We start from the raw sequence: 20,329 nt of genomic DNA, 5'->3' as shown, positions 1-20,329 counted from the left end.
AAGCACGGCCTGACCCGCAGCTTCGACGCCCCGATCAGCGAATGCGGCATCGTCGCCGCCGCCATCGGCATGGGCGCCTACGGCCTGCGCCCCGTCGTCGAGATCCAGTTCGCCGACTACATCTACCCGGCCTACGACCAGATCGTCTCCGAGGCGGCCAAGCTGCGCTACCGCTCGGCCGGCCAGTTCACCAGCCCGATCACCATCCGCAGCCCCTACGGCGGCGGCATCTTCGGCGGCCAGACGCACAGCCAGTCTCCCGAGAGCCTGTTCACCCACATCGCCGGCCTCAAGGTCGTCATCCCGTCCAACCCCTATGACGCCAAGGGCCTGCTGACCGCGGCGATCGAGGACGACGACCCGGTCATCTTCTTCGAGCCCAAACGCCTGTACAACGGCCCCTTCGACGGCTGGCACCAGAAGCCCGTCAGCCCGTGGAAGGCGCAGGAGCTCGCCCAGGTCCCGACCGGCAAATATCTCGAGCCGATCGGCAAGGCCCGCGTCATGCGCGAGGGCTCTGACGTCACCATCCTCGCCTATGGCACCATGGTCTGGGTCAGCCTCGCCGGGGCCGAACACGCCGGCGTCGACGCCGAGGTCATCGACCTGCGCACCCTCGTGCCGCTCGACATCGAGACCATCGAGGCCAGCGTCAAGAAGACCGGCCGCTGCGTCATCGTCCACGAGGCGCCGAAAACCTCGGGCTTCGGCGCCGAGCTCAGCGCCCTCGTCCAGGAGCGCTGCTTCTACCACCTCGAGGCGCCGATCGCGCGGGTGACCGGCTGGGACACCCCCTATCCCCACGCCTTCGAGTGGGAATATTTCCCGGGACCCGAACGGGTCGCCACGGCCCTGAAGGCCGTCATGACCGGAGGGCGCTGACATGGGCCGTTTCGTCTTCAAACTGCCCGACGTGGGCGAAGGCACCGCCGAGGCCGAACTGGTCGGCTGGCACGTCAAGGTCGGCGACATGGTCGCCGAGGACCAGATCATCGCCGACGTCATGACCGACAAGGCCACCGTCGAGCTGACCTCGCCCGTCGCGGGCAAGGTCCTCGCCGCCCACGGCGAACCCGGCCAGCAGCTGGCCGTCGGCTCGCCCCTGATCGAGTTCGATGTCGAGGGGGCCGGGAACGCGTCGGCCGAGGCCGCTCCGGCGCCCGCGAAGGCCGAACCCGCGCCCGCTCCGAAAGCCGAAGCGCCCAGGACCGAAGCAGCGCCCGCCGCCCCGGCCGCAGGCGGCGGCAACTACGTCTTCAAACTCCCCGACGTCGGCGAAGGCACCGCCGAGGCCGAACTCGTCGGCTGGCACGTCAAGGTCGGCGACACGGTCGCCGAGGACCAGATCATCGCCGACGTCATGACCGACAAGGCCACTGTCGAACTGACCTCCCCGGTGGCCGGAACCGTGGTCGCCCTGCACGGCGAGCCGGGCCACCAGGTGGCCGTCGGCGGCCCGCTGGTCAGCTTCCAGGTCGAGGGCAAGGGTAACATTTCTTCTCCCCTCCCCCTCGAGGGGGGAGGGGCCGGGGGTGGGGGTGGAGGCGCATCGCGTCACGACGTGGCGCGTGAGGCTCCGTCGAAAATCAGCCCACCCGCGCCTTCCTCGAAACAGCCTGCCACCACCCCCACCCAACCCTCCCCCATCGAGGGGGAGGGCTCGCGCCAACTGTCGACGCGCGGTGAACGCCCCCTCGCCTCCCCCGCCGTGCGCCAGCGCGCCCGCGAGCTGGGGATCGAGCTCCAGTTCGTCCCCGGCTCCGGCCCCGCCGGCCGCATCGAGCACGGCGACCTCGACGCCTATGTCGCGCAAGGCGGCCGCGGATCGTCCGTCTCCGGAGCATCCGCCGCCTCGACCTACGCCCGCGCCGAAGGAACCACCGAGACCCGCATCATCGGCCTGCGCCGCAAGATCGCGGAGAAGATGGCCGAGAGCGTCCGCCGCATCCCCCACATCACCTATGTGGAAGAGATCGACGTCACGGCGCTGGAAGAACTCCGGGCCCACCTCAACGCCAACCGCAAAGGCGATCAGCCCAAGCTGAACGTCCTGCCCTTCATCGCCCGCGCCATCGTCGTGGCCCTGCGCGACCAGCCGACCATCAACTCGCACTACGACGACGAGGGCGGGGTCCTGACCACCCACGCCGCCGTCCACCTCGGCATCGCCGCCCAGACGCCGAACGGCCTGATGGTCCCCGTGGTCCGCCACGCCGAGGCGCGCGACCCGTACGACACCGCCGCCGAGATCGCCCGCGTCTCCGGCGCGGCCAAGTCCGGCAAGGCCAGCCGCGAGGAGCTCTCCGGCTCGACCATCACCATCACCTCGCTGGGGACGCTGGGCGGCGTGGTCCACACCCCGATCATCAACCACCCCGAGGTCGCCATCGTCGGCCCCAACAAGATCGCCGAGCGGGTCGTGGTCAAGGACGGCCAGATCGTCGTGCGCAAGATGATGAACCTGTCCTCCAGCTTCGATCACCGCATCGTCGACGGTCACGACGCGGCCGTCTTCGTCCAGCGCATCAAGGGGCTGCTGGAGCATCCGGCCACGCTGTGGATGGGGTAAGGGGATGAGAACCCTCGCCCTGATCAGCATGGCTCTCACAATGGCTGCCGCTGAACCAGCTCAGGCTTGCTCGCTGATTTGGCCGGGCTATGACGGCATGACCCAAGACAGCGACATTGTGCTTGTTGTCGACGTTTCGTCGGTGACTCCCGGGCAGCCCCGGGCTGACGCTGGTAGGAGCTTGTTCCGAAGCGCGAGCGGCAACGTCATTGAAGTGCTGAAGGGGCGATTTGATCAGCCTCAGGCGACGTTCGAACATCGGATCCCGGACGTGGACTACCACTGTGATTGGGAGATCCTGGCCCAGACCCCGGGGCGATACTGGGTGTGGCTCGACATCCGAAACGATGGCGTCCGGACTCACTATGCCGTCGCAGCGAACGAAATAAGCAATTCGGACCGGGTGCTGGTCCGCAGCACCGCCCGGCAGTAGGTTGAGCATGACCCAGACCCTCACCACCAAAGTCCTCATCATCGGCGCCGGCACCGGAGGCTATGTCGCGGGCATCCGCTGCGGCCAGCTGGGGCTCGACACCGTGCTGGTCGACGGCGGCGACGGACTCGGCGGCACCTGCCTGAACGTCGGCTGCATCCCGTCCAAGGCCATCATCCATGCCGCCACGAAATTCGAGACGGTGGCCAAGGCGGCGGACGGCGGCACGCTGGGCATCACGGCCAGCAAGCCCGCCATCGACCTGAAGGCCACCGTGGCCTGGAAGGACGGCATCGTCCGCAAGCTGAACACCGGCGTCGCCGGCCTGCTGAAGAAGGCGAAGGTCAGGGTCATCAACGGCTGGGCGACCTTCTCCGACGCCAAGACCTGCACGGTGAAGACCGCCGACGGCGACATTACGATCAGCGCCGAGCACGTCATCCTCGCCACCGGCTCCGAGCCGGTCGAATTGCCCTTCCTGCCCTTCGGCGGCGACGTCATCTCCTCGACCGAGGCCCTGTCGCTGGACAAGGTCCCCGGCAAGCTGGTCGTCGTCGGCGGCGGCTACATCGGCCTCGAGCTCGGCATCGCCTTCCGCAAGCTGGGGGCCGAGGTGGCCATCGTCGAAATGGCCGACCGCCTGCTGCCGCTCTACGACAAGGCCCTGACCGATCCGGTCCGCAAATGGCTGGAGACGCACGGCGTCGAACTGCACCTCGGCGCCAAGGCCGGGTCGTTCGAAAAGGGCCAGCTCAATGTCGTCGCCGCCGACGGCACGGCCTTCAAGCTCAAGGCTGACAAGGTCCTCGTCACCGTCGGCCGCCGACCGCGCACCCAAGGCTGGGGCCTCGAAAACATGGGCGTGGCCATGGCCGGCCCGTTCGTGAAGATCGACGACCGCTGCGCCACCAGCATGAAGAACGTTTGGGCCGTCGGCGACCTGACCGGCGAACCGATGCTGGCCCACAAGGGCTCGGCCCAGGGCGAGATCGTCGCCGAGATCATCGCCGGTCACGACAAGCGCTTCGACCCGGTCAGCATCGCCGCGGTCTGCTTTACCGAACCCGAGATCGTCTCCGCCGGCCTCGGCCCGCTGGACGTCGAGGGCCGCGACGACGTCATCACCGCGGTCTTCCCGCTGATGGCCCTCGGCCGCGCCCTGGCCATCGAGGCCGGCGGCGACGGCGGCTTCGTCCGGGTGCTGGCGTCGAAGACCGATCACCGGCTGCTTGGCGTCCAGGCCGTCGGCCAGCACGTCTCGGAACTCAGCAACAGCTTCGCCCAGATGCTGGAGATGGGAGCCGTCCTCGAAGACGTCGCCGGAACCATCCACGTCCACCCCACCATGGGCGAGGCCTTCCACGAGGCGTCGTTGCGGGCCCTGGGCCACGCGATCCACATCTAGGGGCGCTATCGCTCGCGACGCGGTCACTCGCTGCTTGAGCGCGCGAAGCGCCAGGCCGCGTCGGGTCGGGAGGTCCCGAAGGGCCGACGACCGCGACCCACCAGAAGCGTCGCCGAACCGTCACCGGACCGTCGGCTCTCCCGTCACAAACCTGTGGTCAAAGCGGCCTCGACCTCAACCGTTGTCGGAGCTGATCCATGACACGCACCCTGCTGGCCGCCGCCTCGGCCATCGCCCTCGTCGCGCTCGGCGCCTGCGGCGACAATCAGAGCTCCGGCTCCCAGAACGCCGCCGGCGGCATCCTCGCGGTCGGCTCCTCGACCGTCTTCCCGTTCGCCAGCCGCGTGGCCGAGAACTTCTCCCGCACCTCGGGCGGCGCGGCCCCGCGCGTCGAGTCGCTCGGCACCGGCGGCGGCATCCAGCGCTTCTGCGAGGGCGTCGGCGCCGGCACCCCGGACATCGCCAACGCCTCGCGGCCGATGAAGAAGTCCGAGTTCGAGCTGTGCCAGAAGAACGGCGTCACCGACATCGTCGAGATCAAGATCGGCTTCGACGGCATCGTCATCGCCACGGCCCGCTCCGGCGCCAGCTTCGACTTCCGCCTGCAGGACCTCTACCTCGGCCTCGCCAAGGAAGTCCCGGGCGCCGGCGGAGCCTTCGTCGCCAACCCCTCTACCACCTGGAACCAGGTCAATCCGTCCCTGCCCGCCCAGCGCATCCAGGTCTACGGCCCGCCCCCCACCTCGGGCACCCGCGACGCCTTCCTCGAACTGGGCATGGCGCCCGGCGCCAAGCTGATCCCGGCGCTGGCCGCCGTGGACAAGGCCGACGGCGACCGTTTCGAGGCCCTGGCCCACACCCTGCGTGAGGACAACGCCTGGATCGACTCGGGCGAGAACGACAACGCCATCGTCCAGACCCTGACCCGCACCCCGGGCTCGCTGGGCGTGTTCGGCTTCTCGTTCCTCGAGCAGAACATGGACACGGTGAAGGCCGAGACCATCAACGGCATCGCCCCCTCGGCGGACACCATCGCCGACGGCACCTATCCGCTGGCCCGCAGCCTCTACATCTACGTCAAGAAGGCCCACGTCGGCGTGACGCCGGGGCTGAAAGAGTTCGTGACGGAGTTCATGTCCGAGGCCGCCGCCGGGCGTGGAGGCTATCTGCAGGACCGCGGCCTGGTGCCGCTGCCCGCGGAAGAACTGGCCGCCCAGCGCGCCCTGATCTCCGCCATGACCCCGATGACCAGCCCGCAGTAAACGCGGGATCCCGTCGAAGTTGACCGAACGCCGCGGGCCGCAAGGCTCGCGGCGTTTCGCTGTTTGCGACCCGTCGCCGGCGCTGTCACATTTCCGGATGGGAAGCGTCACAGTCCTGCATTGCCATCGTCGGACAAGCGTCACCGCAATCTCACCGATCCTTCGCCGGACCGCAGCGAAAGCGTTGCGCGCGGACGATAATCCGGGGGCTGACAGTCCATGGCCGGTCAGCCGGCAAGCGAAGGATTCCTCCCGTGCGACAACACTCCCTGCTGGCGGGCGCCGCGCTCGCCGCCGTTCTCTCGCTCACGGCCGGTTCGGCCCTGGCCCAGACCACGCAGCCGGCCCGCAGCGCCTGGAAGGGCGCGCCTCAATACAGCTGGGGCGACTTCACCATCAAACCCCGCGGCCGCGTGTTCGTCGACTATGTCGACCAGGATGTCGACCGGGCCGTCGGCGTCGACTTCAGCGACTCTGAAGACCGTTTCCGCACCGCCCGGATCGGCCTGCAGGGAACCTGGACCGACCGCTGGTCCTGGGTCGCCGAGGCCAATTTCATCGACGGCGAGTCGAACTGGGAAGACCTGTTCGTCCAGTACGCCCCGTCCGACCACACCGCCTTCACCATCGGCAATTTCAAGAGCCTGTCGCTCGAGAACCTGACATCGGCCCGATACACGACCTTCATGGAACGCGGCCCGTTCAATGATCTGATCGACGCGGGCCGGGTGATGACGTTCGCGGCGCGGACCGGCGGCGACAACTGGTCCATCGCGGGCGGGGTGCACGGCGATTCGGTCAACGACGGCGCCCCGGGCGACGGCGACGAACAGCGCGGCGTCTTCGTCCGCGCCCACTTCGCCCCGATCGTCGCCGCCGACACCAAAGTCCACCTCGGCGTCTGGGCCCGCGACCGCGACCGGCGCGACGACACGGCCTTCCGCTACCGCGTCCGCAACAACACCAATTTCGGCGCCCGCTACACCGACGCCGGCTCCTCGCCGCTCGGCGCGGGCGACGGCGATGTCGCCATCGGCCTCGAGGCCGCCGCCGTCTGGCGCAGCTTCTCGGTCCAGGGCGAATGGGCGACCATCGACGCCGACCTGACTGGCGGCGGCTCGGCCGGGGCGGACGCATACTACGTCTTCGCCTCCTTCTTCCCCACCGGCGAGCGGCGCAACTACAAGCCCGCCGACGGCAAGTTCGACCGGGTCAGCGTCCGCGAGCCGGTGACGCAGGGCGGCATGGGCGCCGTCGAGCTGGCGGTCCGCTACGACGCCGCCGACCTGACCGAGTTCGCGGGCGTGGCCACGGCCGGCGAGTACTCGGCCGTGACCCTGGGGGCCACCTGGTACCCGTGGTCCCACATCCGCTTCATGGCCAACTACACCGACGCCGAGAACAAGGCCCAGGTCGCGGCCTCGGATGTCGACGTCCAGACGCTGCAGTTCCGGGCGCAGTTCGACTTCTAGGACGATGCAGCCCTTCTCTCCCCCGGGGGAGAAGGGCGCTCCTAGGCCGCCGCGCGCTTCCGCAGCCGCGCGATGCGCCGCAGCCGGCGCCAGAACCGCCCGCGCTCGGGCTCGGGATAGGGCTGGAGGTTCTCGACGAACTGCTCGGCCGAGGCCCGCCAGCTGAACTTCTCCGCATAGGCCCGCACCGCGGCGCGGTCGCACTTCAGCGCCTCGAGACAGGCGACGCGCAGGTCCTTGTCGATGGCCCCGGCGTTCGAGCCCGGGATGATGTCGATGGGACCATGCGCCGGATAGGCCGCCACCGGCGTGCCGGCGGCCATGGCCTCGAGGATCACCAGGCCGAAGGTGTCGGTCCAGCTCGGGAAGACGAAGACGTCGGCGTCGCGGAAACAGCGCGCCAGCTCCTCGCCGAACCGCGCCCCGAGGAATTTCGCGTCCGGATATTTCGCTTCCAGCTCGGCCCGGGCCGGGCCGTCCCCGACCACGATCTTGGTGCCCGGCAGGTCGGTCTGCAGGAAAGCCTCGATATTCTTCTCGACCGCCACCCGGCCGACGTTGAGCCAGAACGGCCGCGGCCAATCCTTGCCGCCCAGCTCGTCATAGATGCGCGGTAGGTCCGGGTTGAACTGTTCAGTGTCGACCCCGCGCGACCACGGCGAGACGTTGCGGAAGCCGTGCGCCTCCAGCTCGTCGCGCAGCGTCGGCGTGGCCACCATCAGCCGCCCCGACGGCTTGTGGAACCACTTCATGTAGGCGTAGCCGACCTGCACAGGGATCGGGAACCGGGCCGAGACGTATTCGGGGAATTTGGTGTGGTAGCTGGTCGTGAACGGCAGCTTCCATTCGACGCAGATGCGCCGCGTGGCGATGCCGATGGGCCCCTCGGTGGCGATGTGCACCGCCTCCGGCTCGAACGCCCGCAGCCGCTCGCGGATCTCCTCCTCGGCCCCCAGCGCCAGCCGGATCTCCGGATAGGTCGGGCACGGGATGGTCTTGAACTGGCTCGGCTCGATGACCTCGACCTCGTGGCCCATGCCGCGGCATTCCGCGATCGTCCGGGTCAGGGTGCGGACGACGCCGTTGACCTGGGGCTCCCAGGCGTCGGTGGCCAGAACGATGCGCATTGAGGGCGTGGGGCTCCGCCGTTGATCGGGGAACCGATCTAGCCGTTTACGATGTCCTTGGCGAGACGCCGCATCCCTCTCCCGTTCCGGCGCAAAAGGGTCTAGGAGGCGCGCCATGGACGCACACGTTTCTTCGCCCCTCCCCCTGTCTCAGGACTGGGACGCGCTGGACCAGGGCAAGTTCGCGGATGAAACCGCCACGGTCGCCGGCCTTCTGGCCCGCACCCCCCTCGACGCCCTCGAGCGCGCGGGCGTTCTGAACAGCGCGGTCGGCCTCGTCGAACGGGCCCGGGCCAGCGTGAAGAAGCAGGGCGTCGTCGAGAGCTTCCTGCAGGAGTTCAGCCTCGGCACCCGCGAGGGTCTCGCCCTGATGTGCCTGGCCGAGGCCCTGCTGCGCACGCCGGACGAGGACACCCGCGACCGGCTGATCGCCGAAAAGATCGGCTCGGCCGACTGGGCCAGCCACCTCGGCCAGTCCGACAGCCTGTTCGTCAACGCCTCGACCTGGGGGCTGATGCTGACCGGCAAGCTGGTCGACGTCGACGAGGAGGCCCGCACCGACCTGCCCGGCTTCCTCAAGCGCATCGTCGGCCGCCTCGGCGAGCCGGTCATCCGCGAGGCCGTCGCCGCCGCCGTCCGCATCATGGGCGAGCAGTTCGTGGTCGGCCGCACCATCGAGGCGGCGCTGAAACGCTCGAACCGCGAAGGCTGGCTCTGCTCGTTCGACATGCTGGGCGAGGGCGCCCGCACCGCCCACGACGCCGAACGCTACGAAAAGATCTACGCCGACGCCATTGAGGCCGTGGGCAAGACCGCCAAGGGGCAGGGTCCCGAGGCCGGGCACGGCGTCTCGGTCAAGCTCTCGGCCCTGTCGCCGCGCTACGAGGCCACCCACGAGGCCCGCGTCTGGGACGAGCTCTACCCCCGCATCGTCCGCCTCGCCCGCATCGCCGCGAAACACGACATCAACTTCACCATGGACGCGGAAGAGGCCGACCGCCTCGCCCTGTCGCTGAAGCTGCTCGACCGGCTGGCGCATGAGCCCGATCTTGGCGGCTGGACCGGCCTCGGCCTCGCCGTCCAGGCCTATCAGAAGCGCGCGCCCGAAGTGATCCGCCGCGTCGCCGACCTGGCCCGCGCCTCGGGCCGCCGGCTGATGGTGCGTCTGGTCAAGGGCGCCTACTGGGACACCGAGATCAAGCGCGCCCAGCAGTTCGGCCGTACCGACTATCCGGTCTTCACCACCAAGGCGGCCACCGACCTCAACTACCTCGTCTGCGCCCGCCAGATGATCGAGGCCGCGCCGCACATCTACTCCCAGTTCGCCACCCACAACGCCCACTCCCTGGCGGCCGTCCACAAGATGGCTTCGGAACGCGGCGTGAAGATCGAGTTCCAGCGCCTGCACGGGATGGGCGAGGCCCTCTACGACGCGGCGCGCGACGCCTTCGGCCCCGTCACCGTGCGCGCCTACGCCCCCGTCGGGGGCCACGAGGATCTGCTGCCCTATCTGGTCCGCCGCCTGCTCGAGAACGGCGCCAACTCCTCCTTCGTCCACGCCCTGCTGGACGAGCGCGTCCCGGCCTCCGCCGTCGCCGCCGACCCCATCTCCGCCGTCGAGGCCCACCCCGACCGCCACGCGAAAATCCCGACCCCGAAGGACATGTACATGGACCGCCAGAACTCGCTGGGCCGCGACTACTCCCAGGCCGCCGACCGCGAACGGCACGTCCTCGCCCTCGAAAAGGTCGATAGCGAAAAGCTGACCTCGGGGCCCATCCTCGGCGGCAAGCTCAAGGCGGGGACCAACCCCCAGCCTGTGACCAACCCCTTCGACACGACCCAGATCCTCGGCCACGTCTCCGAAGCGACCACGGCCGACATCGACGCCGCGGTCGAGGCCGCCGCCCGCGCCCAGGTCGCCTGGGACCGCAAGGGCGGCGCCGGCCGCGCTCCCGTCCTGCGCGCCATGGCCGACGCCCTCGAGGCTGACATGGACCGGCTCGTCGCCCTGCTCAGCCGCGAGGCGGGCAAGACCCTGAACGACGGCGTCGCCGAGGTGCGCGAGGCCGCCGACTTCTGCCGCTACTACGCCATGCTGGCCGAGCGCGACTTCGGCGGTCCGAAGGAGCTGAAGGGCCCGGTCGGCGAGATCAACACCCTCGTCCTGCACGGCCGCGGCGTCTTCGCCTGCATCAGCCCGTGGAATTTCCCGCTGGCCATCTTCACCGGCCAGATCGCCGCCGCCCTCGCCGCCGGCAACGCCGTGCTGGCCAAGCCCGCCGAACAGACCCCGCTGATCGCCGCCGAGGCCGTGCGCCTCTACTACAAGGCCGGGCTGAATCCGGACCTGCTGGCCCTGGTCCCCGGCCGCGGCGAGACCGTCGGCGCGGCCCTCGTCGCCCACCCGGGCATCGACGGCGTCGCCTTCACCGGCGGCACCGACACGGCCACGGCCATCAACCGGTCGCTGGCCGCCCGCCCGGGCGCCATCATCCCCTTCATCGCCGAGACCGGCGGCCTCAACGGCATGTTCGTCGACACCACCGCGCTGAAGGAACAGGTCATCGACGATGTCATCCTGTCGGCCTTCGGCTCTTCCGGCCAGCGCTGCTCGGCCCTGCGCCTGCTCTACGTCCCCCACGAGGCCGCCGACGCCCTGATCGAGGGCCTCAAGGGCGCCCTCGCGGCGCAGGTCGTGGGCGATCCCTCTGACCCCGCCACCGACATCGGGCCGGTCATCGACGCCGACGCCCGGGGCATGCTCGAAGCCCACCTCAAGCGGCTCGAAGGCGACGCGAAGATCGTCGCCCGCGCGGCCCTGCCCGCCGGCGCCGACAAGGGCTGGCTGTTCGCCCCGACCATCGCCGAGATTCCGACTCCGGACTATCTGGAGCGCGAGGTGTTCGGTCCCATCCTGCACGTCTGCCGCTACGAGCCCTCGAAGCTGAAGGAGACGGCCGCGAAACTGGCCCAGCGCGGCTACGGCCTGACCCTCGGCGTGCACAGCCGCATCGAGGCCTTCGCCGACGAGGTCGCCCGCCTGGTCCCCGCCGGCAACGTCTATATCAATCGCTCGATCATCGGCGCGGTCGTCGGCGTCCAGCCCTTCGGCGGCGAGGGCCTCTCCGGCACCGGCCCCAAGGCCGGCGGCCCCTACAGCCTGATCCGCTACGCCTCCGAAAAGGCCATCAGCAACAACATCTCCGCCCAGGGCGGCGACCCGGCGCTGCTGAACCTGTAGGCCCTCCGGTTTCCTCCCCATCGCGGATGGGGAGGGGGACCGCCGAAGGCGGTGGAGGGGCTGCCTGACTAGCTCGCCCTCTCCCCCCGCGCCGCCTCCCGGAACAGCCAGGCCGCCAGCAGCCAGCCGAGCGAGAACACGCCGACGATGGCGAAGACGATGTGCTCGTAAGCCAGCGCCACGAACCCCGTGCCGAACTGGGCCGCCGCGGTCACGGCCATGGCGACCGCCATCCCCTTCGGCCGGAACCGGGCCAGGAACGCGCCGACGATCGCGATGGCGATGACCCCGAAGAAGATCTGGTTCAGCGGGTTGTTCTCATTGCCGATGATACCGACCGCGAGGTTCGACCAGACGATCAGAAAGCTGGTCCCCGCCGCCACCACCACCCCGGCGCGGTAGGCCAGACTGCCCGACAGCCTCAGCCCGATCTCGCAGGCCCCGGCTGCAACCAGCAGCATCACGCCCCAGGCCACGAAGTCGAACGTGGTCCACGGCAGGTCCGTCAGCAGCTTCGCCGCCACCGGGATCAGCCAGGCGACCCCCGCCCCGCCCCAGACCGCGATCCGCAGCCACCGCCCCAGCCGCCCGTTGTCGTCTCCCGTCGTCGCCGTCATCGCCTCGCCTCGCTTGCTGAATGAGGCGGCCACCCTGCCCGCCCTGTCCGTGAGCGGCATGAGCGAAATCTGAGGTCCTGCTGAAAAGAGACGCGACTCACCGACCCGTCCCGGAATCGTGAGGGGCCCGTTCGGAACAGGCGCGGATGGACCGGGTTTAGCTGGCCCAACCTCAAGGAGAGCTTGAATGCACACCCATGACGACCGCGCCGTGAAGGTCCTGAACAGCCTGATCGAGACGACGATGGACAGCGCCCACGGCTATCGCAGCGCTGCCGAAGGCGCCGACAATCCGGAGTTCAAGAGCCTGTTCACCGAGCGCGCCGGCAAGCGCGAGGAACTGTGCCGCCGACTGCAGCAGGAGGTCCGCACCTTCGGCGGCGAGCCCGAGGACGACCAGTCCCTGATGGGCCGCATCCATAACAAATTCGCCGAGCTGCGCGGCGAGCTGGGCGGCCGCGACGACAAGGGCGTCATCGATGAGGTCGAACGCGGCGAGGACGTGATCAAGGCCAAATTCGAGGCCGCCGCCCGCGACACGGACCTGCCCGAACCGGCCCGCCAGCTGGTCACCACCGCCTACGCCGAGGTCAAGGCCGACCACGACACCATCAGTGCGCTCAAGCACCGCATGCACTGACGCCCGAAGCGGCTTTCTCCTCCCCGCACCGCGGGGAGGAGAGTGTCACCTCGGCCACCCTCCCGCCCGACTCAACGCGCTCGGCGCCGGCCGGCCGATCAGCCCGCCGATCCAGCGCGCCGTCACGACCAGGGCGTCGAGATCGTAGCCGGTCGGATACCCCGCCCGCTCCAGCATATAGACCAGGTCTTCCGTCGCGATATTGCCGGTGGCCCCCGGCGCGAACGGACAGCCGCCGATGCCGCCGACCGAGGCGTCCAGCACGTCGATGCCCGCCTCCACCCCCGCATAGGCGTTGGCCAGCCCCGTATTGCGCGTGTCGTGGAAATGCAGCCGCAGCACCGCCTCCGGCGCGGCCTTCCGGGCCGCCTCGACCTTCCGCGTCACCGCCCACGGATCGGCCACCCCGATGGTGTCCGCGAGCGCAATCTCTTTCACCCCCAGTTCGCCGATGCGGCCGACCAGGTCCGCGACCTGCCCCACCGACACCTCGCCGTCGAACGGGCAGCCCCAGACGCAGCTCAGGGTGGCCGACAGTGACGGCCCGGCGCCCGCGCCGCCCTCGGAATTGGCCCGCCCGGTCATGATGTCCGACAGCATCGACACCTGCTGGTCGACGCCCATGCCCTGGTTCTTCAGCCCGAAGCCATCGGTCGCCGACATCGCCACATTGACCTCGTCGACGGGGGTCCCCAGCGCCCGGTCGTAGCCCTTGCCGTTCAACACCAGACCGATGCGGCTGCGTCCGGCCTCATGCGGCAGGGCGGCCATGACCTCTTCCGCCCCGGCCATCTGCGGCACGTATTTCGGATGCACGAAGCTGACCGCCTCGGTCCGCCGCGCGCCCGCCGCCTCCAGCCGCCGCACCAGCTCGGCGCGGACGGCGGGCTCCAGGATCGCCTTCTCGTTCTGCAGCCCGTCGCGGGGCCCGACCTCGACGATGGTGATCGGCCGGCTCACGGCATCGCTCCCGCCGGCGCATAGACGGTCAGGCTGACGTCGTCGCCGCGCGAATAGTTGTGGCCGTTGACCACCCCGACCGCGCGTCCGGTCACGCCCAGCCGCGCCGAGGCGGCGCTGAAGGCGTCGGCGTCGCGCGCCTCGACGATCACCGGCCGCCCCTCCGCCAGCGCCCGCGCCGCGCCGTCCGCGTCGGTCAGTTCGGTCTCGCGCCCGGTCAGGAAGACGAAGCTCGGCTCGTGGAAGCCGGTGATCGCCACCGGCCCCGGCCGGCCCTGACGCGGATGCAGGTCGGCCCGCTCCAGCACCTGCTGCAGCTGCGGCGCGACCGCGAGGGGGCGCAGCTGCCGGATCGTGCCCGCCAGCCCGGCATGGGCCACGACCCCGAGGGCGATGGCGACCAGCACCGCCGTCACCGCCGCCCGGTGCAGCAGCAGGAAGGCCCCGATCAGCGCCGCCAGCGCCGCGAAGACGATGGTGATGGTGGCCCAGGTCTGGGCCGTCGAACGGCCGTATTCGGTCAGGCCGAAGACGGTGATCAGCACCAGGGCCAACCCCGCCAGCACCGACAGCCCTGCCCCCGAATAGCGCGACCATGACCCGATCGGCCGGGTCAGGGCCGCCGCCGCCAGCAGCGCCAGCGCGCCATAGGTCGGCAGGGTGTAGTGGGCCAGCTTGGTCGGGGTCAGTTCGAAGATCAGCCAGGCCGGAACCAGCCAGCAGACCAGGAACCGCACCGCCGGCTCGGCCCGCCTGTGCCATCCGGTCGACAGCGCCGCCGGCAGCATCAAGGTCGCCGGGAAGAACATCAGCAGCGCCCCGATCAGATAGTATCCCGGCGGCGCCCCGTGGCTCTCGTGGCCGCCCGCGATCTTGGGCGCCAGGTCGCCGACGATGGCCTCGCGCCAGAAGCCGCCGTCGGTGGCGATGGTGATGGCGATGGCCCACGGCCCGACGATCAGGGCGACCAGCGGCAGGCCCCAGCCCCAGCCCAGCCGCGCCAGCCATTTCACGTCCCGGTCCCACAGCGACAGCAGCAGGATAGCCGGCGCCACCACGATCAGGCCGATCGGCCCCTTGATCAGGATCGACAGCCCGACCCCGAGCCAGAACACCAGCTTGTGCGGTCGTCGCGGCGCCTCCCCGGCCCGGGTCGCCAGATAGATCCGCGCCAGCCCGGCCATGGCCATCGTCACCGCCGCGCACAGCATGGCGTCGGTCTTGGCGATGCCCGCCTCGGTCGACAGCAGGAAGGTCGCCCCCAGCATGGCCCCGGCGAGGAAGCCCGCCCTCTGGCCGAACATCGCCGCCCCCGCCCAGGCGCAGGCCGCCGCCGCCAGCATGGCCCCGAGGATCGAGGGGATGCGGTACGGCTGGATGTCGCGGTTCTCGACGCTGGAGGTCACGGCCACCGCCGCCGCCTGCATCCAGTAGATGCCGACCGGCTTCTTCCAGCGCGGCTCGTCCTGGAAGCGGATGTCGACGTAGTCGCCGCTTTCCAGCATCTGTGACGTGGCCTGGGCGTAGCGGCTCTCGTCGCGGTCCAGCGGCGGCAGCAGCGCCAGCACCGGCAGGCCGGCCAGCAGGGCGATCAGGGCCGCCAGCACGGGCCCCCGCCAGCCGGCGATGAATCGGTCGAGGTCGGGGCGCATCATGACGGCATTCCTATCACGCCCGTCCGCGCCGCGTCATGGCCCACGCTCAAGCCTCCCGCCGCGCCGCGAAACCCGCTACAGAACGCCCATGATCGAAGCGACCCCAAGAACGACCCCCGACATCTCCGTCGTCGTTCCCGTGCATGACGAGGAAGGCGCCGCCGGCCCCCTGGCCCGCGAGATCGCCGCCGCCTTCACAGGTCGGTCCTATGAGATGATCTTCGTCGACGACGCCTCGAAGGACGGCACTTTGGCCGAGCTGCGCGCCCTGATGGCCGAGCTGCCGGCCCTGCGCGTGCTCAGCCACGGCTCGAACGCCGGTCAGAGCCGCGCCGTCCGCACCGGGGTGCTCGCCGCCCGGGGTCCCATCGTCGTGACCCTCGACGGCGACGGCCAGAACCCGCCCGCCGACGCGCCGCGACTGGTCGATCTGCTCACGGCCTCGCCCCCCAACGTCGCCCTGGTCGGCGGCGTGCGCGCCAAACGCCAGGACTCCGGGGCGAAGCGCCAGGCCTCGCTGTGGGCCAACCGCATCCGCAAGCGGCTGCTGGCCGACGACGCCGCCGACACCGGCTGCGGCCTCAAGGCCTTCCGCCGCGACGTCTTCCTGCGCCTGCCCTATTTCGATCACCTGCACCGCTACCTGCCGGCGCTCATGATCCGCGAGGGCTACGAGAACCGCTACCTCGACGTCGCCCACCGCCACCGCGAGACCGGTCGCTCGAAATACACCAACTGGGGCCGGCTGATCGCCTCCCTGTCGGACCTGCTCGGCGTCATGTGGCTGAAGTCGCGCTCGCGCCGCCCCGGAGCGATCTCCGAATTCTGACGGTTCGCCCGACAGGCGAGCAACCGTAGCCGTCCGGAGCGAACGGGGGTATTCATCCTTAACAAGCGCGGCCGTATCGCCGCGCGCCCGTCCGCCATGGAGCCACAGCCATGCTGATCGCCCTGCCGCTGCTCGTGATCCCGGTCATCATCTACGCCGTCGTCATTCTGAGCGGCGTCGTCGGAACCGGCGGCGTCGCCGCTGCGGAACAGGCGCTTCGGGACCCGATTTTCAGCGTCCCCATGGTCTCGGGCAGCGGCTGGAACATCGGCAGCGGCGACCTGATCCTGTTCCTGGCCCTGCTCCTGCTGTTCTTCGAACTGCTGAAATCGACCTCCAGCCAGAAGGTCGCCATCGTCAACCACGCCCTGTCGATGATCCTGTTCGTGGTCTGCCTGGTGGCCTTCCTGCTGATCAAGGGCTTCGCCACCTCGACCTTCTTCCTGATCCTGACCATGGTCATGCTCGACGTCCTCGCCGGCTTCATCGTCACCATCATCTCGGCCCGCAAGGACCTCGATTTCGGGGCGAGCTGACGGTCAGGTCGCGCTGCCCTCATCCACCGGCAGCACATGCGGCGCCTGCGGATGTCCCTGCTGGGCCCGCTGCACCGCATAGGCGACCAGCCACAGGGCCATGGCCCAGGCCGCGCCGACGCTCCAGCCCGCCAGCACGTCCGTGGCCCAGTGCGCCGCCAGATAGACCCGCGTCAGCCCCACGATCAGGGTCAGCAGCACCGCCACTCCGATGATGTAGGCCTTGAACCGCTTCTGCGGGAACGCCCGGGTCAGCATCACCCCGATGCTCAGATAGAAGACGGCCGACAGCAGGCTGTGCCCCGAGGGGAAGCTGGCGTTCAGCGTCTCGACCGCCTGCAGCGCCTCGGGCGGCCGCTCGCGCCCGAACATCGCCTTCAGCCCCTCGCTCAGCGCCACCCCGCCGGCCAGGCCCAGCACCAGCAGCAGGGCCGACAGCCGCTTGCGCTGCAGGATCAGGAAGCCGACCGTCACAAGGGCGAACAGCCCCAGCACGGCGATCCCGCCGAGGGCGGTCAGGTCCATGGCCGCTTCCTCCAGCCAGCCCGGCCCCCAGGGATCGATCATGGCGCCGGGGCGCATCGCCCCCAGCACCGCCTCATCGAAGGCCCGGCCGTCCGCCTCGGTCATGTCGTCGGCCAGTTCGACGAAGGTCATCACCCCCAGCGCGACGATGAAAAGGGCGCTGATGGCCGCGATTTCGGTGCGCGCGATGCGCAGCGCCCGGCGGGCGAAGGCGGCGGTTTGCTCGGAGGTCATCGGCCCCAAACGGTCCCGCTTGCGGGACGTTCCCCTCACGCGTTCGTGATCGATTTTTTGCGGCATGGGTCACACCCCCGTCATCCCGTGGTCGCGGCCTGTCCACAGGCTCATCCCCCGTCTTGAAGACGATTCGCCCAGAAAGTGATCGTCAACCCCGTTGACGGTTGGTTAGCCATCTGCGCCCCATATGTGGGCTTGGGGAGCGCTTCGGCCACTAGATGATGTGGTCGGGGGCGCAGATGACTTAATCGAATTCAGTTCAGGGCAGTGACCATTATGGCCGGCGGCGAAGCGTTGAAGACAGTGGATTTCCAGTCGGTTGCGGCTGCGGACGCCGCTGATCGACCCCACCTGCAGGTGGTGCCCTCGATCCAGCTCGACCGGTCGCGCGACGACCTGCTGACCGACTTCGGCAAGAAGACGCTGGAGGACCGCTACCTGCTGCCGGGCGAGAGCTATCAGGACATGTTCGCCCGGGTCGCCACCGCCTACGCCGACGACTCCGACCACGCCCAGCGCGTCTACGACTATATGTCGAAGCTGTGGTTCATGCCGGCCACCCCGGTCCTGTCCAACGGCGGCGCCGACCGCGGCCTGCCGATCTCCTGCTTCCTCAACGCCGTCGGCGACAGCCTCGACGGCATCCAGAGCGTGTGGAACGAGAACGTCGCCCTCGCCTCGAACGGCGGCGGCATCGGCACCTACTGGGGCGGCGTCCGCTCCATCGGCGAGAAGGTCAAGGGCGCGGGCCAGACCTCGGGCATCATCCCCTTCATCCGCGTGATGGACTCCCTGACCCTCGCCATCAGCCAGGGCTCGCTGCGCCGCGGCTCGGCGGCCGTCTATCTCGACGTCCACCACCCCGAGATCGAGGAGTTCCTCGAGATCCGCAAACCCTCGGGCGACTTCAACCGCAAGTCCCTGAACCTGCACCACGGCATCAACATCACCGACGAATTCATGTTCGCGGTCCGCGACGGCAAGACCTTTGACCTGAAGTCGCCGAAGAACGGCGAGGTCCTCAAGACCGTCGACGCCCGCACCCTGTGGCAGAAGATCCTCGAGATCCGTCTGCAGACCGGCGAGCCCTATCTGATCTTCTCCGACACGGTGAACCGGCAGATGCCGCAGCACCAGAAGGACCTCGGCCTGTCGGTCAAACAGTCCAACCTGTGCGCCGAGATCATGCTGCACACCGGCCGCGACCACCTCGGCGTCGACCGCACCGCCGTCTGCTGCCTGTCCTCGGTCAACGCCGAGACCTTCCTCGAATGGCGCGAGGAGCCGAAATTCGTCGAGGACGTCATGCGCTTCCTCGACAATGTGCTGGAAGACTTCATCCGCCGCGCCCCGCCGGCCATGGCCGCGGCCGTCTATTCGGCCAAGCGCGAACGCTCCGTCGGCCTCGGCCTGATGGGCTTCCACTCCTTCCTCCAGGCCCAGGGCGTGGCCTTCGAGTCGGCCATGGCCAAGTCGTGGAACATGCGGTTGTTCAAACACCTGCGCCGCGAGGCCGACAAGGCCAGCCGCCTGCTGGCCGAAGAGAAGGGCGCCTGCGAGGACGCCGCCGAACGCGGCGTCATGGAGCGCTTCAGCCACAAGCTGGCCATCGCCCCGACCGCCTCGATCTCGATCATCTGCGGCGGCACCAGCGCCGGCATCGAGCCGATCCCGGCCAACATCTACACCCACAAGACCCTGTCGGGCTCGTTCGCGGTCAAGAACCCCTATCTGGAGAAGGTTCTCGGCGAGAAGGGCATCGACACCAGCGAGGTGTGGAACTCCATTCTCGAGCACGAGGGCTCGGTCCAGCATCTCGACCAGCTGACCGACGACGAGAAGGCCATCTTCAAGACCGCCTTCGAGCTGGACCAGCGCTGGGTCGTCGAACTGTCGGCCGACCGCGCGCCGGAAATCTGCCAGGCCCAGTCGATCAACCTGTTCATCCCGGGCGACGTCGACAAGTGGGACCTGCACATGCTGCACTGGCGCGCCTGGGAGACCGGCGTGAAGTCGCTCTACTACCTGCGCTCCAAGTCGGTTCAGCGCGCCGCCTTCGCCGGCGCCGAGAACAAGGTCGAGGAAGAGATCGACCCCAACCAGCCCGACCTCTTCAGCGCCGCCCGCACCGACTACGACGAGTGCCTCGCCTGTCAGTGAGCTGAGGATCTCCTCCCCGTCGCGAAGCGATGGGGAGGTGGCGCGGCGCGACTACGCGCCGTGACGGAGGGGCACTGTCCGCCGCACGATCGAAACGGCGCCTTGGCTGGTTCATCACAAAGGCTACGCAGAAGGCACGACAGGCGCGAGACGCCGCCTTCCTTGCTTTCGTCGTCCTCCGGCAAGCGGCGGAGCCGCGCAGACTGGGGGACCCAGCGGCGCGCGTGAGCGCGAACCTGACAGTGCGCCGCTGTTCACGACAGCCTGCCTGAACAGATCGCCTTCGGCGCCGCTGGGTCCCCCGGTCGCTCCTGCGGAGCGCCGGAGGATGACGAAAGCGGGAATTGCTGCGCTGCAAGTTCATGCGCCGCCGTCCTTTCGTTTCCGGCCAACCTACTGTTTCCCCACGACATCTCTTCCCGGTCAGCGTCCTGAGCACGCCGTAGGAAGACCCCGGTCTAGACTCCCTTCATCCCGTCGACGGGGAGGGCGTCGGATCCACGTTCTCGATGACGGCGGGCTGTGGTCGAGCGAAGAAGCCCGGGCGATGGAGAGTCCGGGGGTCCTCGAGGGCGGGGATGGATCCTGCCCGCTTGCTCGCCGCGCGCCTTGAGGTGCGGTCAGATGGCCTCGCAATGGCGGGGGTAAGGCCGTCCCG

At 69.3% G+C, this 20,329-nt stretch carries 16 protein-coding genes; 11 read left to right on the top strand and 5 right to left on the bottom strand.

Annotated features, from left to right (window positions below; translation table 11 throughout):
* The 6 genes from V6M45_RS06275 to V6M45_RS06250 form a co-directional block, all read left to right on the top strand.
* The coding region (locus V6M45_RS06275; protein ID WP_332654784.1) for an alpha-ketoacid dehydrogenase subunit beta at positions 1–882 on the top strand (882 nt) is incomplete at its 5' end.
* Position 883: 1 nt separating this feature from the next.
* A complete protein-coding gene (locus tag V6M45_RS06270; protein WP_332654783.1) occupies positions 884–2,569 on the top strand; it encodes a 2-oxo acid dehydrogenase subunit E2 in 1,686 nt (561 codons plus the stop codon).
* 4 nt (positions 2,570–2,573) lie between these two features.
* Positions 2,574–3,002 (top strand): hypothetical protein, encoded by a 429-nt coding sequence (locus tag V6M45_RS06265; RefSeq protein WP_332654782.1) that lies wholly within the window; start codon positions 2,574–2,576, stop codon positions 3,000–3,002.
* A 7-nt stretch (positions 3,003–3,009) separates the two neighbouring features.
* Entirely contained in the window at positions 3,010–4,407 is a 1,398-nt protein-coding gene (gene lpdA / locus V6M45_RS06260; RefSeq protein ID WP_332654781.1) for a dihydrolipoyl dehydrogenase, read from the top strand.
* A gap of 197 nt (positions 4,408–4,604) precedes the next feature.
* The gene (locus tag V6M45_RS06255; RefSeq protein ID WP_332654780.1) at positions 4,605–5,669 is read left to right on the top strand and encodes a substrate-binding domain-containing protein; all 1,065 of its coding nucleotides are present in this window, start codon (positions 4,605–4,607) and stop codon (positions 5,667–5,669) included.
* 254 nt (positions 5,670–5,923) lie between these two features.
* Positions 5,924–7,141, top strand: a complete 1,218-nt coding sequence (locus V6M45_RS06250; RefSeq protein WP_332654779.1) for an OprO/OprP family phosphate-selective porin — start codon at positions 5,924–5,926, stop codon at positions 7,139–7,141.
* Between the two features lie 41 nt (positions 7,142–7,182).
* On the opposite strand, the gene V6M45_RS06245 is transcribed toward V6M45_RS06250, so the two are convergent.
* Positions 7,183–8,268, bottom strand: coding sequence for a glycosyltransferase family 4 protein (locus tag V6M45_RS06245; RefSeq protein ID WP_332654778.1), 1,086 nt, complete (start codon positions 8,266–8,268; stop codon positions 7,183–7,185).
* Positions 8,269–8,383: 115 nt separating this feature from the next.
* Here V6M45_RS06245 and putA point away from each other — a divergent pair, with 115 nt between their 5' ends.
* The gene (gene putA, locus V6M45_RS06240; RefSeq protein ID WP_332654777.1) at positions 8,384–11,512 is read left to right on the top strand and encodes a bifunctional proline dehydrogenase/L-glutamate gamma-semialdehyde dehydrogenase PutA; all 3,129 of its coding nucleotides are present in this window, start codon (positions 8,384–8,386) and stop codon (positions 11,510–11,512) included.
* A gap of 68 nt (positions 11,513–11,580) precedes the next feature.
* On the opposite strand, the gene V6M45_RS06235 is transcribed toward putA, so the two are convergent.
* The gene (locus V6M45_RS06235; protein WP_332654776.1) at positions 11,581–12,129 is read right to left on the bottom strand and encodes a hypothetical protein; all 549 of its coding nucleotides are present in this window, start codon (positions 12,127–12,129) and stop codon (positions 11,581–11,583) included.
* Between the two features lie 187 nt (positions 12,130–12,316).
* Between V6M45_RS06235 and V6M45_RS06230 the strand changes: the two genes are divergently transcribed.
* Complete coding sequence (locus tag V6M45_RS06230) at positions 12,317–12,769, top strand: PA2169 family four-helix-bundle protein (protein WP_332654775.1); 453 nt, start codon at positions 12,317–12,319, stop codon at positions 12,767–12,769.
* Between the two features lie 45 nt (positions 12,770–12,814).
* Here V6M45_RS06230 and V6M45_RS06225 read toward each other — a convergent pair whose 3' ends face one another.
* Together V6M45_RS06225 and V6M45_RS06220 are read right to left on the bottom strand one after the other, a co-directional pair.
* On the bottom strand, positions 12,815–13,729 hold the full coding sequence (locus tag V6M45_RS06225) for a hydroxymethylglutaryl-CoA lyase (RefSeq protein ID WP_332654774.1): 915 nt from the start codon (positions 13,727–13,729) through the stop codon (positions 12,815–12,817).
* Positions 13,726–15,384, bottom strand: a complete 1,659-nt coding sequence (locus V6M45_RS06220; protein ID WP_332654773.1) for an ArnT family glycosyltransferase — start codon at positions 15,382–15,384, stop codon at positions 13,726–13,728. The genes V6M45_RS06225 and V6M45_RS06220 overlap by 4 nt, the downstream gene beginning before the upstream one ends.
* 88 nt (positions 15,385–15,472) lie before the next feature.
* On the opposite strand from V6M45_RS06220, the gene V6M45_RS06215 reads away from it, so the two are divergent.
* On the top strand, positions 15,473–16,213 hold the full coding sequence (locus V6M45_RS06215; protein ID WP_332654772.1) for a glycosyltransferase family 2 protein: 741 nt from the start codon (positions 15,473–15,475) through the stop codon (positions 16,211–16,213).
* A 110-nt stretch (positions 16,214–16,323) separates the two neighbouring features.
* Positions 16,324–16,749, top strand: a complete 426-nt coding sequence (locus tag V6M45_RS06210) for a hypothetical protein (RefSeq protein ID WP_332654771.1) — start codon at positions 16,324–16,326, stop codon at positions 16,747–16,749.
* A gap of 3 nt (positions 16,750–16,752) precedes the next feature.
* Here the strand turns inward: V6M45_RS06210 and V6M45_RS06205 are convergent, their stop codons facing one another.
* Complete coding sequence (locus V6M45_RS06205) at positions 16,753–17,508, bottom strand: phosphatase PAP2 family protein (protein WP_332654770.1); 756 nt, start codon at positions 17,506–17,508, stop codon at positions 16,753–16,755.
* A gap of 279 nt (positions 17,509–17,787) precedes the next feature.
* Between V6M45_RS06205 and V6M45_RS06200 the strand changes: the two genes are divergently transcribed.
* A complete protein-coding gene (locus V6M45_RS06200) occupies positions 17,788–19,671 on the top strand; it encodes a ribonucleoside-diphosphate reductase subunit alpha (protein ID WP_332654785.1) in 1,884 nt (627 codons plus the stop codon).
* Positions 19,672–20,329 lie beyond the last annotated feature (658 nt).

The organism is Brevundimonas sp. (genome assembly GCF_036676055.1).
GTDB lineage: Bacteria > Pseudomonadota > Alphaproteobacteria > Caulobacterales > Caulobacteraceae > Brevundimonas.
The sequence above is the reverse complement of the archived record's forward strand: the minus strand, read 5'-3'. Positions and strand labels throughout refer to the sequence as shown.